General features: G+C 33.1%; 12 protein-coding genes. 9 read left to right on the forward strand and 3 right to left on the reverse strand.

Going from position 1 to position 14,023, the window contains the following annotated elements; genetic code table 11:
• The first annotated feature begins 38 nt into the window (after positions 1-38).
• From trmB to BSF42_RS13460, 3 genes are all read left to right on the forward strand, one after another.
• Entirely contained in the window at positions 39-716 is a 678-nt protein-coding gene (trmB, locus tag BSF42_RS13450; protein WP_095953608.1) for a tRNA (guanosine(46)-N7)-methyltransferase TrmB, read from the forward strand.
• 43 nt (positions 717-759) lie between these two features.
• On the forward strand, positions 760-1,398 hold the full coding sequence (locus BSF42_RS13455; RefSeq protein ID WP_095953609.1) for a LysE family transporter: 639 nt from the start codon (positions 760-762) through the stop codon (positions 1,396-1,398).
• Positions 1,399-1,604: 206 nt separating this feature from the next.
• On the forward strand, positions 1,605-1,931 hold the full coding sequence (locus BSF42_RS13460; protein ID WP_095953800.1) for an MGMT family protein: 327 nt from the start codon (positions 1,605-1,607) through the stop codon (positions 1,929-1,931).
• A gap of 182 nt (positions 1,932-2,113) precedes the next feature.
• Here BSF42_RS13460 and BSF42_RS13465 read toward each other — a convergent pair whose 3' ends face one another.
• Both BSF42_RS13465 and BSF42_RS13470 read right to left on the reverse strand, forming a co-directional pair.
• Complete coding sequence (locus BSF42_RS13465; RefSeq protein ID WP_095953610.1) at positions 2,114-3,439, reverse strand: PAS domain-containing sensor histidine kinase; 1,326 nt, start codon at positions 3,437-3,439, stop codon at positions 2,114-2,116.
• A gap of 169 nt (positions 3,440-3,608) precedes the next feature.
• The gene (locus BSF42_RS13470) at positions 3,609-4,973 is read right to left on the reverse strand and encodes a sigma-54 dependent transcriptional regulator (protein WP_095953611.1); all 1,365 of its coding nucleotides are present in this window, start codon (positions 4,971-4,973) and stop codon (positions 3,609-3,611) included.
• 159 nt (positions 4,974-5,132) lie between these two features.
• Here BSF42_RS13470 and BSF42_RS13475 point away from each other — a divergent pair, with 159 nt between their 5' ends.
• From BSF42_RS13475 to BSF42_RS13485, 3 genes are all read left to right on the forward strand, one after another.
• Positions 5,133-6,380, forward strand: coding sequence for an efflux RND transporter periplasmic adaptor subunit (locus tag BSF42_RS13475; RefSeq protein ID WP_095953612.1), 1,248 nt, complete (start codon positions 5,133-5,135; stop codon positions 6,378-6,380).
• A 106-nt stretch (positions 6,381-6,486) separates the two neighbouring features.
• The gene (locus BSF42_RS13480; RefSeq protein WP_095953613.1) at positions 6,487-7,194 is read left to right on the forward strand and encodes an ABC transporter ATP-binding protein; all 708 of its coding nucleotides are present in this window, start codon (positions 6,487-6,489) and stop codon (positions 7,192-7,194) included.
• Between the two features lie 133 nt (positions 7,195-7,327).
• Positions 7,328-9,760, forward strand: coding sequence for an ABC transporter permease (locus tag BSF42_RS13485; protein WP_095953614.1), 2,433 nt, complete (start codon positions 7,328-7,330; stop codon positions 9,758-9,760).
• Positions 9,761-9,820: 60 nt separating this feature from the next.
• Here BSF42_RS13485 and BSF42_RS13490 read toward each other — a convergent pair whose 3' ends face one another.
• Entirely contained in the window at positions 9,821-11,416 is a 1,596-nt protein-coding gene (locus BSF42_RS13490; protein WP_095953615.1) for a murein L,D-transpeptidase, read from the reverse strand.
• 428 nt (positions 11,417-11,844) lie between these two features.
• Between BSF42_RS13490 and BSF42_RS13495 the strand changes: the two genes are divergently transcribed.
• The 3 genes from BSF42_RS13495 (at position 11,845) to BSF42_RS13505 (ending at position 14,019) form a co-directional block, all read left to right on the forward strand.
• Positions 11,845-12,972, forward strand: a complete 1,128-nt coding sequence (locus tag BSF42_RS13495) for an Mrp/NBP35 family ATP-binding protein (protein WP_095953616.1) — start codon at positions 11,845-11,847, stop codon at positions 12,970-12,972.
• A gap of 114 nt (positions 12,973-13,086) precedes the next feature.
• Positions 13,087-13,326 carry a NifU family protein gene (locus BSF42_RS13500; protein ID WP_095953617.1) on the forward strand — a complete coding sequence of 80 codons (240 nt, stop codon included), beginning with the start codon at positions 13,087-13,089 and terminating at the stop codon, positions 13,324-13,326.
• 213 nt (positions 13,327-13,539) lie between these two features.
• Positions 13,540-14,019: a hypothetical protein gene (locus BSF42_RS13505; protein WP_095953618.1), complete on the forward strand. Its 480-nt coding sequence runs from the start codon at positions 13,540-13,542 to the stop codon at positions 14,017-14,019.
• Positions 14,020-14,023: the final 4 nt, after the last annotated feature.

The raw sequence follows: 14,023 nt of genomic DNA on the forward strand, positions 1-14,023 counted from the left end.
TTTATATTCCTTAATTTTGCGGAAAATTTTTGTAAAAAGTGGGAAGTAAAAATAAACTTAAGAGATTCAGAGAAAACGAAACATTTCAAAACGTTTTTCAACCAACCAGAGAAGAAGTTGTTGGCGATTTAATGCCTTTAAAAGGAAAATGGAATTCTGATTTCTTTAAAAATGATAATCCGTTAATCTTAGAATTAGGATGCGGAAAAGGTGAATACTCTGTTGGTTTAGCTGAAAAATACCCAGACAAAAATTTTATCGGAATTGATATTAAAGGTGCCCGTTTCTGGCGCGGTGCTAAAACTGCTGTTGAAGACGGTCTTCATAATGTTGCTTTTGTGCGCACTCAGATCGAATTGATCGATCATATTTTTGCTGAAAATGAAGTAGACGAAATCTGGATTACTTTCCCAGATCCGCAGATTAAATACAAAAGAACGAAACACAGAATGACGAATTCTGAGTTCTTGAAATTGTACAAAAAAATCCTGAAAAAAGACGGTGTCGTAAATCTTAAAACCGACAGCGAATTCATGCACGGATATACTCTTGGATTGCTTCATGGTGAAGGTCACGAAGTATTATATGCCAATCATAATGTGTACAAAAATGAAGGAAGTCCTGAAGTTGTAACTGCGATTCAGACATTTTATGAGAAACAATATTTAGAAATTAACAAGGCAATTACGTATATTCGTTTCAAAATTAAAGACTAATTTAGTATACAAAAAACTATCTTTTAACCACTTAAACAACTGAATGGTATATCTTACTCCATTACTTTCAGGCTTTATTGCCGCTGCAATTGGGATTTTTCCACCGGGATTAATCAACATGACGGCTGCCAAAATAAATTTGAAAGAAGGAAAAAAGAATGCTTTATGGTTTGTTATTGGTGCGGTTTTAGTGATTTTTTTTCAGGTCTACGTTGCCGTTTTATTTGCACAAGTAATTGATAATCGACCAGATGTTTTGACGCTTTTGCGCGAGGTTGGTTTTGTTATCTTTTCAATCTTAACGATATACTTTTTGTTTATTGCAAAAGATCCTAAAACCAAGAAAAAATCGAAGATCAAAAAAAGCAGTAAAAAAAGCCGTTTCTTTCTTGGGATGCTTCTTTCTGGATTGAATTTCTTTCCTATTCCGTATTACGTTGTTGTAAGCGTTACTTTGGCTTCTTATCATCTTTTTGTATTTGAAAACAGTATTATTTTCACTTTCGTTTTAGGATCTATTTTAGGTTCTTTTGCCGTTTTGTACAGTTATATTGCTTTCTTCGGAAGAATAGAAAAGAAAACCGATTACTTAATGCGCAACATGAACACGATCATTGGAAGTATTACTGGTCTGATTGCTATTGTAACTCTTTTTAATATTCTGAACTATTATTTCGGATAATAATAGCTATAGATTTCACCAGATTTAAATCAATATTTTTTACTTTGTGCTGAATATTTTCACGCAGATTTTAAAAGATTTAAGCAGATAAATATTTAATTTTATTCTTAATGTCTTATTCTAATAGCTATTGGGAATGGCAAAAAGATTCTTAAAAATTGTAAATTTAAAATTCGTGTTCATTCCTGTAATTCGTGGCAAAAATTATGGCTGAGGAAAATTTTTTCGAAAGAGTTTATGTAATTGCAAGACAGATTCCGTACGGAAAAGTAACTTCTTATGGTGCAATTGCAAAAGCATTGGGTGCCGCTCGTTCTGCCAGAATGGTGGGCTGGGCGATGAATGCCTGCCATAATATGGATGATGTCCCAGCGCACAGAGTAGTAAATCAAAAAGGACTTTTGACAGGAAAACATCACTTCGACGGAACTAATTTAATGCAGCAACTTTTAGAAAACGAAGGCATTAAAGTGATTAATAATCAAATTGTTGATTTAGAAAAACACTTTTGGAAACCAGAGGTTGAACTTTAATTTCACCACATAAGTTCGTTTTAAGTTTGCTTTACTTTATCAATTAATCGCGCAAAGACGCAGAGTCGCTAAGTTTTCCTTTGCGACTCTGCGTCTTTGCGCGATTAAATACCAATAACTTTCCGTAAAATTTATACGCAACGTTTAAATGAACTCATATCACTTATATGGTTCAAGAAAAATCAAATCAAGCAAATAACAAAATCGGTTTTTTCGGCATCGGTTTGATAACTTAGATAACCGCCGTGCGCTTCGATAATATTTTTTGAAAGCGTCAATCCAATTCCGGCGCCGTCTTTTCTGGTGGTGAAGAAAGGCAGGAAAACCTTATCTCTAATTTCAGGATCCACTCCTCTTCCATTATCCGAAATCACAATAAAAAAGCGATTGTTTTCTGTATAACTCGAAAGTATTAATTTCTTTTCCGTTTTCTCTTTTAAAGCATGAATACTATTGGTAATCAAATTAATAATCACCTGTTCCATCTGGTTTTTATCTATCAATATAGAACGAGAACTATTGATTTCATTAATCAATTCGATTCCTTCCGCTTTCAAAATAGGACTCATAATACGCAGACAATCTTCAAACAATACATTAATCTGTGTCATTTGTTTATTTGGCGTTGGGAGCATTGCCAGCTTTCTATAATTCTCCACAAAAACCTGTAAATGATCGCTTCTGTTTATAATGGTAGAAATACTGCTTTTAATATCTTCAAAATCATCCTCTTCTAATTTTTCCTGATCTACAATGTGCAGTAAATTCTGCGAAAGCGCACGGATTGGCGTTAAGGAATTCATTAATTCATGCGAAATGATTTTCATCAAATTAATCCAGGCTTCTTTTTCTTTTTTCTCAATAACGCGCTGAATACTATCTAATAAAATAATAAAATACTCCTTATCATAAGTTTGTGTATACGAAGTCTGCAGCATAAAAGTCTGCAGATCCTGCTCTTCGATTTTTATCGAAATAGCCGTTTTAAGTTCGGCAAAACCAACATTTTCAATTTCGCTGCAAAGCGCAGGCAGATAATTTTTAAGATATTTCCAATGACTTACTTTTGGCACTTTGAATAACTTCGAGAAACAATCATTCATTAAAAAAATCGACCAAGTATCATTCTCCTTCTCCAAGATTAATGCTGCAGTGTCAATACTGTTCAATATCGAACGATAAATAAGTTCTTTTGAAGTCTGCTCTTGTTTTTGGATTTTCAGCGTATCGTATAACACATAAAGGCTGTTAAAATTGTCTTTTTTATGTTCTGCTGAAAAGTTTGCAGAAAAATCATCGTGCAAAATGGAGTTTATAGTTTTATCATAAAATGACAATTGGTTTTTGACAAAAAAATACATTTCAAACAGAAAAACCAAAACAAAAAAACCAACTAAAAGGGCATTAAATCGAAATCCTTTGTACAGCAGAAATGCACTGCATAAAAACAGTGTCATAATTAACAAAACCCTTACAAACAAGGCATTATAAAACTTCCAATTCTTCATGTTTTTATGTTTATTGGTATAGGTAAAAAGGATTAAATATTCCCAATTAATTTCCTATTTTATTTAAATTGTCTCCAGCTTTAGCTGGAGAATAATTTCTTTATAGCCTCCAGTATAATCTTACTATTTACGTGCAGCTAAAGCTGGACGCTATTCATTTTATTTAAATCTAATTCTTCAAATCATATTTTTCGATTCTTCGATATAAGGCGGCGCGCGACAAACCTAATTCTTCGGCGGTTTTACTGATGTTTCCATTGTGTTTGAATAATGCTTTCTCAATGGCACTTTTTTCCAATTCAGATAATGGGTTTTCATCATTTTCCTGAATTTCCTCAAAGTCCAAAATATCCAAATCCATTACAGAAATCGTGTTGTTTTCAGCCAAAATCAAAGCACGCTCGATTTTATTTTCCATTTCGCGCACATTTCCTTTCCACGGATATTTTTCTAAATATGGCGCTGCATTGTCATCAAAATGCCATCCCGCAGCTTCGGAACCATTATCGTATTTTTCAGCAACCTGCTCTAAAATAAAAATTGCCATTGGCACAATATCATCTTTTCTTTCGCGAAGAGACGGCAGATTAATTTCCATTGTATTTATTCGATAAAGCAAATCTTCCCGGAAAGTTTTATTCTTTACTTCGGCTTTAATATCGCTGTTTGTCGCCGCAATAATGCGCACATTTAGCGGTCTGGGTTTGCTTTCTCCCAAACGCGTTACCATTTTTGTCTGTAAAACATGAAGCAGTTTAGCCTGAAGATGAAGCGGAATATTTCCAATTTCGTCTAAGAAAATAGTTCCGTTTGAAGCAGTTTCAAAACGTCCGGGCGTATCAATTTTGGCATCTGTAAAAGCTCCTTTGGCATAACCAAAAAGTTCGCTTTCGAATAAATTATCACTTAGCGAACCCAAATCGACATGCACAAACGGCTGATTCCTTCTTTCAGAATGCTGGTGAATAAACTCCGCAAACACATATTTTCCTGTTCCATTTTCGCCTAAAATCAAAACATTGGCGTCTGTTTTGGCTACTTTTTCAGCCATAGAATAGGCTTGTTTTATTTTGGCAGAAGTGCCGACAAAATACTTTTTCTCCGTCTTTTCTGTTTTTTCAACACTTGTTTTTTTGCTGTTTTTTCTGCTTTCAACTACAGCTTTGTCAATTGTTTCCAGTAATTTTTCATTGTTCCAAGGTTTTAGAACATAGTCAAAAGCTCCAATTTTTATGCCTTCAACAGCAGTTTCAATTTTACCAAAAGCGGTCATTAAAATAACAATCGTTTGTGGTGAAAGTGTTTTTATTTCTTTCAGCCAATGAATTCCTTCCCGCCCATCTTCAAAACCAATTCGGTAATTCATGTCCAGTAAAACCACATTGATCTCATTTTCGCTCAAAAGGGAAATGATTTTTTTTGGATTGTTGGTCGTAAAAATCGTTTCAAAATGTTTTTTGAGAATCATTTTTGCCGAAAAAAGAATTTCTTCCTGATCGTCAACAACTAATATTTGGGCTTGTTTTTTTCTCATGTGGTGTTTTTTCTGTCCGCTTCCGAACGGTCAACTGTTCATTATCGAACACTCCTTTTTCAAAGCTAACTTAAAAGCTTCTTTAAAATCAATACTTTACAAATAATAAATTTTATGGCACAGTATTTACCTATTGATTATCAGTAAAATAAATTAAAAATGGACAAGATAATTCCTCGTAAAAATAAAAAATTTAGGTATCTCGCAATAGCAATTGCTGTTTTTTTAGTTTTGCTGGTAATCATCACTTTTGCTTTTAGTTCGAAAAGAACGCTAAATGTAAAAGCAGAAGAACTGGTAATTCAAAAAGCAGAAAAAGCCTTTTTTGAAGACTTTGTAGTTTTTCAGGCAAAAGTGGAACCTTTAAATGTAATGCTGGTAAACGTTACTGAAGGCGGTTCTGTAAAAGAAATTTTTGTAGAAAACGGCGCAATGGTTACCAAAGGACAATCGCTGGCCCGACTATACAATCCAAACACAGAATTGAATTATCTGACTCAGGAAACTGCTATTATCGAGCAGATCAATAATTTAAATACGGGAAAATTAAATATCAGAAATCAGGAATTAAACTTAACCAAAGATTTTGTTCTGATCGAACATGATTACAACGATGCGAAAAGATTATACGATATGAATTCTAAGCTTTTTGAGAAAGATGTAATTTCTAAAAATGACTGGAATACGTTTAAAGAAAGTCTGCGTTTTCAGGAAGAACGTAAAAGAACGATTCAGCAGAGTATTCAAAAAGAAAAACAAAGCAATCAGGTTCAGATTTCTCAAATTAACCGCTCTATTCAAACCATGGAAAAGAGTTTGGATATCCTGAGAAACAACAAAAAGAACTTTTTAATCACAGCGCCGGAATCTGGCAGGCTGACTTCTTTTGAACCAGTTTTAGGAAAAACTTTTCAGGCGGGAGCGAGCATCGGAAAAATTGACTCTAATAAAGGATATAAACTTATAGCAGAAGTGGATGAGTTTTATTTGGAAAAAATTAGAGAAGGATTAAAAGGCCAAGTTGAATTTAAGGGCAAAACTCTTGAAATTATGGTTACGAAAGTAATTCCAGAAGTAAAAAGCGGCCGTTTTACTGTAGAACTAGCGTTTATATCTAAGGAAACTATTGTGTTGCAAGACGGACTTAGTTTTGGCGTAAAACTGATTTTATCAGAAAAGAACAAAACACTGGTAATTCCGAGAGGAAGTTTTAATCAGGAAGCAGCAGGAAAATGGATTTTTGTAGTAAAAGGAAATAAAGCCGAAAGAAGAAATATAAAATTAGGACGCGAAAATCCTTCTTATTATGAAGTTTTAGAAGGCTTAAAAGAAGGCGAATCTGTAATTACTTCTTCTTATTCAGATTATAAAGATATCGAAGAGCTTTCGCTTGAGAAAAGTAATTAGTATCCAGTTGCAGTCGCAGTTTACAATTCACAATTTACAATTATAAAATCATCGTTTCAATCATCAATCAAAAAACATAATAATAACATTCAAAACCTTAAAAATTATGATCACAATTCAGAATTTAACCAAAGTTTTTAGAACAGAAGAAATAGAAACTGCTGCTTTGAGCGGTATCAACTTAGAAATAAAAAAAGGAGATTTTTTAACGATAATGGGACCTTCGGGCTGTGGAAAATCGACTTTATTAAATATAATTGGACTTCTTGACAGCGCAAGCGACGGAAGCTACAAATTATTAGATCAGGAAATGATTGGTCTAAAGGAGAAAGGAAGAGCAAAAGTGAGAAAAGAAAACATTGGTTTCATTTTTCAAAACTTCAACTTAATCGATGAACTTTCGGTTTACGATAATATCGAACTGCCGCTTCTTTATAATAATGTGAAAGCTTCTGACAGAAAACACAAAATCGAAGCTATTGCCGAAAAACTGAATATTTCTCATCGTTTGAAACATTTCCCGCAGCAGCTTTCGGGTGGACAACAACAAAGAGTTGCCGTTGCAAGAGCTTTGGTTAATGACCCGAAAATCATTCTTGCCGATGAGCCAACTGGAAATTTAGATAGTAAAAATGGTAACGAAGTAATGGAACTTTTAACCGATTTACATGCTAAAGGCGCTACAATCCTGATGGTTACCCACTCTGATTATGATGCTTCTTTTTCGCAAAGAACTATTCACATGAAAGACGGAGTTATATTTTCTGAAAAATTAAATCAGCGAAATGTTGATGTTTTTATGGACGCTAAATAATTAAATGATGATTAAAATTATTGTAACTGCATTGGTAGTTCTGGTAGAACTTGTCTGCAAAATTTTCACACTTATCTAAACCCGAAAAGGTTTTACAAAAACAGCCATATCAACTATAAAAATATACAACAAAATGATTTTTAACTGGTTTAAAATATTTATATATCATTTAAAACAAAGCAAATTGTTTTCGTTTTTAAATGTTCTGGGATTAAGCATCGGAATTGCAAGCGTGATTTTCGCTATTCTTTATTGGAATAACGAACATGCTTACGATCAATGGAATCCCGAGAAAGAAAACTCTTTTCAGGTTTTAAACAAAATTGGAATTACTGGAGACACTTGGGCTTCAAGTTCGATTCCGTTTGGAAATACCTGCAAAGCAACTATACCTGAAATAGAGAGTATCTGCTTTATGAATATCTGGTACGATCAGGAAATTGTAAAGTATGAGGATAAAAAAATATTAGACAAAAAGATCTTTTATACAGATGAAAACTTCTTCGAATTCTTTCCTTTTGAAATTCTAAAAGGCGCTAAGAAAAACATTTTAAAAGAAAAAAATAGTGTTGCCATTGCCGAGGATCAGGCGAAATTACTTTTTAAAGATGAAGATCCTATTGGAAAATCTATTGAATACAGCAATAAAACCTTCATCGTAAGATCTGTTTACCGTATTACGAAACCTTCTTCTGTTGAACCTAATTTTGTGTTTAACGGCATAGTTCGCGAAGGAGATATAAACAGCTGGGGAAATTTTAATTATGGTTTAATGATTAAAATCAAACCTGGAGCCGATGCGGCTTTGGTTCAAAAAAAGATGCAGCATGTAAATTTTGTCAACCGTACTTTAAAAGAAGCTAAAGAAAGCGGCAAAACTACAGCAGAATATATAAAAGAATTTGGAGAAATTACTGTTATTCTGGATCAATTAAAAACGGCACGCTTAAACGGTACAAAAAGTTCTGGAAATCAAAATTTTCCTGAAGGAGCCGGCAATTTAAAACTGCTTTACATTATGGGCGGCTTATCCATTTTGATTTTGGTTTTATCATTGGTAAACTATATCAATCTGGCGACTGCATCGGCTATAAAACGCGCTAAAGAAGTTGGTGTTCGTAAAATTGTAGGAGCTTCAAAAAAACAGATTATTTCGCAGTTTATTTTTGAAACTGCTATTATCGTAACGCTTGCAATTTTGTTTGCATTGGCAATTGTTGAACTTTCATTACCTTATTATAATACCTTTTTAAACAAAAACTTGACTCTAAATGGCGGTGAATTTTACCTGCAGCTCATTTTTATATTTGGATTAGTAATCATTCTTGCGGGTATATTCCCTGCTATTTATATCTCAAATTTTGAGACGTTAAAGGTTTTAAAAGGTAATTTTTCAAGAAGTAAAAGCGGTATCTGGATTCGTAACTCGATGCTTATTTTTCAATTCGGAATTGCGGCATTTTTTATCATTGGCGCTTTGATTGTCAATTCGCAGGTTAATTATATGATGAATAAAGATCTTGGATTTAGCGGTGATCAGGTTATTTCTATTCCGTTTAACAAGCCAGATAGAACGAAAAGAATCGAACAATATTTGACTGCAAAACAAGAAATCGCTAAAATATCTGGCGTAGTAGATGTTTCTACTTTTGCAGGAACTTTTGGAGGCAGCACCAATTCCAGCTCTGGATTTACGCACAATGGTATTTTTGTGCAGCCTAGAAATGTCGAAATGGATTTTAATTTTCTAAAGATGATGAATATTAAAATCGTTGAAGGCCGTGATTTTTCTCCACAATATGCTTCAGATACTATAAACAGTATGCTTATGAATGAAACTTTAGTGAAAGCTTTAGGTTTGAAAAAACCCGTAAATACGATTATAACTTCTGGCTGGAGTATGGGAGATGGAGAAAATCTGAAGTTTAAAATTGTGGGCGTTGTAAAAGATTTTCATATTACAGGATTACAAAATAAAGTCCCTCCAATGGTTTTTATTAATCTTAAAACCTTAAAATGGAACAACTTTAATAATGTGTACATAAAAGTTTCTCCAAATAATTTGAGTCAGACATTAGAAAAATTACAGGCGTATTGGGAGAAAAACGTAAATGCCGATTATCCTTTCGAATATGAGTTTGTCAATAAAGGTTTTGCAAAAACGTATGCCGAACAAGTAAAACAAAAGAACCTGTTTTTTATTCTAAATCTAGTAGTAATTATAATTGCGATATTCGGATTGTTTGCTTTGGCATCATTTTCGATGGAAAGAAGATTGAAAGAAATCGCTATTAGAAAAACATTAGGCGCAGAAACCGATGTTCTTTTGAAAGAATTATCAAAACAATATATTATGTTCTGCTTACTAGGATTTGGGATCGGAATTATTCCTGCTTACATCTTATTACAAAAATGGCTTGAAGATTTTGCTTTTAGAATCGGAATCTCAACCGTTCCGTTTGGTATTGCGCTGCTTTCCCTTTTGCTTTTAACATTAATAATTGTTTTAACAAAAGCATTTCAGGTAACTAAAATAGATGTTTTAAAATATTTAAAATACGAATAAGCTTGTAGAACCATTTTTTTTAACCCGACAGATTCCCTAAAAATCTGTCGGGTTTTTATTTTATTTCATAGTTACAGAATCTGAATAAAGCAGTTTATCTAAACTTTCATCTCTGTCATATACATCTGGGAAAAAATTTATTTCGCCATTGTCCTGAACCCAAGCTGTAAAATACCCAATGTAAACCGGAATTTTAGTTTTAAGCATGCAGGTTGTTTCTTTTTCACCGCTCATTGCTTTATCAATTTTATCTGCCGGCCAGTCTGGATCGTCTTTTAAAATAGCGAGAGCCAGTCCTTTTGCTTCTTTTACATTTATACAGCCATGGCTGAAGGTACGTTTTTCAAATTCAAATAAACTTTTTGCAGGCGTATCATGCATATAGATATCATTCGGGTTCGGGAACATGAATTTTACCAAACCTAAAGAGTTTTTAGGCCCTGGCTTTTGCCTTACTTTTCCACCGTTCCATTCCATATTATGATCTGCCAGATAGTTTTTATCATTCGCCATCTGCAGTTTTAATTCGTTTTGAATAATGCTGTTTGGAACATACCAATAGGGACTAAAAACAATTCTATCCATAGTACCGCTAAAAATTACAGTTTCGCTCAATCTATTTCCAACGAATATATCCGAAACAAAATCATATTTTCCATCTTTTACATAAAACATTCTAAACGACGGAATATTAACCATCACATATTCATTTGCTTTAGCCAATTTAGTCGGAATCCATCTGCATCTTTCCATGTTCAGCATGATTGTTTTAATACTTTTGCTGATCGGTTCGTTCATCTGATTGATATGATCTCTCGTTAAGGCGTAATTTAATTTTAGATTGTATCTTTTTTTATAATTCAAAACGCCGGCCATCAATTCTTCATCATAAATATTGCTTTTAGAATCCTGCTTCAAATCTCCCACAATAAACAAACGATTTCTAATTTGTTTAATGGCGGCGGCAGTATCGTCGGGTCTAAATTCTTTAAAGCTGGCACTATCAATTCCAATTTTCTGCCAAAGATTGTCTTTTTCTAATTTTCTGTATTTTTTTAAAGCATCCTGCAGTTTGTAATATTGGCTGAACAATAAATAATCATCTTCATTTAATCGATTTGTATCAACAATTAGAGAATCTAAAATTCGGGAATACGAAATAGTTTTAGCGGGTAAATACCAGCCAATTTTCTTTAAAGTTGCCGCATCAACGCCAGAATAAACATTGCTGGCATAGAAAATATACATGCTCGTTAGGAGTAGTTCTGTGTCTATTTGAGGGGGATCAACATTATCACTTTCGTTAAATGCCTGATCAATTACCTCTTTATAAGGCATTTTATTATCTATTCCCTGATCTTTTAAAACATTCACTTTTTGATACAACAAGGCGCCAAATTCGGTTATGCTTTTATCATCATACCAAATAGACTTATATTGTTTGTTTTTGTAAATATCCTCAACATCTTTTTGGTATTTTTTAAGTTTAGGATACTTTTTAAAGAAAGCATTTACAGACGCAGCATCTATAGAAATTACCGAAAGATATTTATGTTCTGAAATCTTTCTACTTTCTGTTTTCCCTGAGAATGAGTTAAATGAAAATGAAAAAAAGCTAACCGCAATAATGATTGTTGAAAAAGTAAAATTTCGCATATTTTTAAAGTTTTAATGAAGAAAATAATCTTTTTAAAAAATATCGAAAACCCAATAAATGTTTCTAAAAAAACAAGTTTTCATATACTTTTTTCCGATCTAAAAATCATTGATTTGGGCAATCAAATATAGCGAAGATTTGTGAGGAATGAATTCAAAAAACAAGAAAATTTATACAAAAAATACAATCTTTTGAGCAGCTGAAATTTAGTTTAACGGAGACATTACGCCTTTCTGTTCAAATATTTGCATTGAAAAAGCACCTAAAAAACTTTGAAGCATAATTTTGAATAATCTCTATATCAATAATTACAATTCAAAAACGCTTAATTCCGAACTTAATCTGTTATCTTTGCACCCTGAAATCAGTTTAAATAAAGATAATCTTTACAACTGGCTTCTCAGAATAGAAAAATAGCCCATTTACAATGAAATTAGATAGAAAAGAAATTCTAAAAGCATTAGAAACAATTACTATTGCTGGAGAAGGAAAAAATATGGTTGAAAGCGGCGCTGTAACCAATGTTATTACTTTTGGTGACGAAGCTGTTGTTGACTTAGTATTGCATACACCTGCAATGCATATTAAAAAAAGAGCTGAAGATGATATTAAAAAGACAATTCACGAATTAATATCTCCAGACGCTAAAGTAAAAGTAAATATTAAAGTAGAATCTCCAGAGAAACCTGAAATAAAAGGTCGCGCTATTCCTGGAATCAAAAATATTATTGCAGTTGCTTCTGGAAAAGGAGGAGTAGGAAAATCTACTGTAACTGCAAATTTAGCGGTAACGCTTGCAAAAATGGGTTTCAAAGTCGGAGTTCTTGATGCCGATATTTATGGACCTTCAATGCCGATCATGTTTGACGTTGAAAACGAAAAACCGGTTTCTATAATGGTTGACGGAAAATCAAAAATGAAACCTATTGAAAGCTACGAAATCAAAATGCTTTCTATCGGATTTTTTACTGCTCCAAGTCAAGCTGTAATCTGGAGAGGACCAATGGCTGCCAAAGCATTGAACCAAATGATTTTTGATGCAGATTGGGGAGAATTAGATTTCATGCTTCTTGATTTACCTCCAGGAACTGGTGATATTCACTTATCTATTATGCAGTCTTTACCAATTACTGGTGCTGTTGTAGTAAGTACTCCGCAGGCAGTAGCATTAGCCGATGCTAAAAAAGGAGTTGCCATGTTTATGCAGGATAATATAAATGTTCCTGTTTTGGGAATCATTGAAAATATGGCGTACTTTACACCAGAAGAATTACCTGATAATAAATATTATATTTTTGGACAAGAAGGCGCTAAAAACCTTGCTGCAGATTTAGATGTACCATTTTTAGGAGAAGTTCCAATTGTACAGTCTATTCGTGAAGCAGGAGATTACGGTCGTCCGGCGGCATTGCAGACTGCTTCTCCAATAGAAAAAGTATTTGAAGAGATTACTCGTAATGTTGTACAAGAAACTGTAAACAGAAACGATAGTCTGCCTGCAACAGAAGCTATTAAAATTACAACAATGGCAGGCTGTTCAGCAGTAAAAAAATAATTAGATAATTGAGATAAAACTAATGAGATAATTTGAAGATTAGACAATTAGATAATTTTACTCCAAGTGAATTTTCTAATTTTCTAATTGACACATTTTCTAATTGATAAAATTATGACAACAGAAGAATTAACAAATAATGTTTTATTGGCCTTAGACGAGATTAGGCCTTTCTTAAAATCCGACGGAGGAGACATTTCATTAATTTCTATTGAAGAGGATAAACATGTTAAAGTTCGATTGGAAGGAGCTTGTATTAGCTGCAGTGTGAATCAAATGACTTTGAAAGCTGGCGTTGAAACAACTATAAAAAAATACGCTCCGCAAATCGAAACTGTGGTAAATGTAATGTAACAAAACCTGCATTTTTTACGTCTTTTAAATTTTATGTATTTAACAAGAATAATAAGCCTTATTAATTTTTGTTTAAAGATTTACTAAAAAAAGACTCGAAAAAATGCCTTTTTTGCCACATTCATAAAAAACAACTCAAAGTTTTAAGATTTTTTGTTAAGGAATTGTTACATTTTAACTTAAATTTGTCGCATAACCCTTAAATCTTAAACTATGAAAAACTATTACGCTCTTTTTTTATTATTGTTTTTTGTTACCGCAGGTTCCGCACAAAGCAAAAATGTCATTGTTGACAAAGCTTGGGTAAGCGAATCTGAAGAATGGACTGATTTTCAATACGCAGGAAAAATTGTTTTTTCGATTAATCCTAACGAAGAAGCTGGTTCGCTGAGAATTGGCAACTACGATTTTTTGTATGACTTTACAGATGGTAAAGGTAAATTTGCAAGTAAGGCGACTTACAGCTCAGCCGAATTTTCTCATCCAAGAAAAGTTTCAGCGACGACAGACAAACAAGGTGTTTTAAACACTACTTATGAAGGAACTTTGGTTTTCCAATCTGATAGAGATTATTATTCTGTAATTGCAGTTATAACAATCCTTGAAAAGAATGAAAATGTTCTTGGTGTAAAAATGAAGTTAAAAGACAACAATAGAAAAGAATACGCTTTTAGTACTAAGCCTGCTAGTTAATATA

The sequence above is a fragment of the Flavobacterium sp. ACN6 genome (genome assembly GCF_002304005.1).
GTDB lineage: Bacteria > Bacteroidota > Bacteroidia > Flavobacteriales > Flavobacteriaceae > Flavobacterium.

Bases quoted from the DNA above. Each gene is read 5' to 3' on its own strand.
- BSF42_RS13490 (WP_095953615.1), bottom strand. From the start codon at position 11,416: ATGCGAAATTTTACTTTTTCAACAATCATTATTGCGGTTAGCTTTTTT.
- BSF42_RS13460 (WP_095953800.1), top strand. From the start codon at position 1,605: ATGGCTGAGGAAAATTTTTTCGAAAGAGTTTATGTAATTGCAAGACAG.
- BSF42_RS13470 (WP_095953611.1), bottom strand. From the start codon at position 4,973: ATGAGAAAAAAACAAGCCCAAATATTAGTTGTTGACGATCAGGAAGAA.
- BSF42_RS13455 (WP_095953609.1), top strand. From the start codon at position 760: ATGGTATATCTTACTCCATTACTTTCAGGCTTTATTGCCGCTGCAATT.
- BSF42_RS13480 (WP_095953613.1), top strand. From the start codon at position 6,487: ATGATCACAATTCAGAATTTAACCAAAGTTTTTAGAACAGAAGAAATA.
- BSF42_RS13485 (WP_095953614.1), top strand. From the start codon at position 7,328: ATGATTTTTAACTGGTTTAAAATATTTATATATCATTTAAAACAAAGC.
- BSF42_RS13495 (WP_095953616.1), top strand. From the start codon at position 11,845: ATGAAATTAGATAGAAAAGAAATTCTAAAAGCATTAGAAACAATTACT.
- BSF42_RS13505 (WP_095953618.1), top strand. From the start codon at position 13,540: ATGAAAAACTATTACGCTCTTTTTTTATTATTGTTTTTTGTTACCGCA.
- BSF42_RS13475 (WP_095953612.1), top strand. From the start codon at position 5,133: ATGGACAAGATAATTCCTCGTAAAAATAAAAAATTTAGGTATCTCGCA.
- BSF42_RS13500 (WP_095953617.1), top strand. From the start codon at position 13,087: ATGACAACAGAAGAATTAACAAATAATGTTTTATTGGCCTTAGACGAG.
- BSF42_RS13465 (WP_095953610.1), bottom strand. From the start codon at position 3,439: ATGAAGAATTGGAAGTTTTATAATGCCTTGTTTGTAAGGGTTTTGTTA.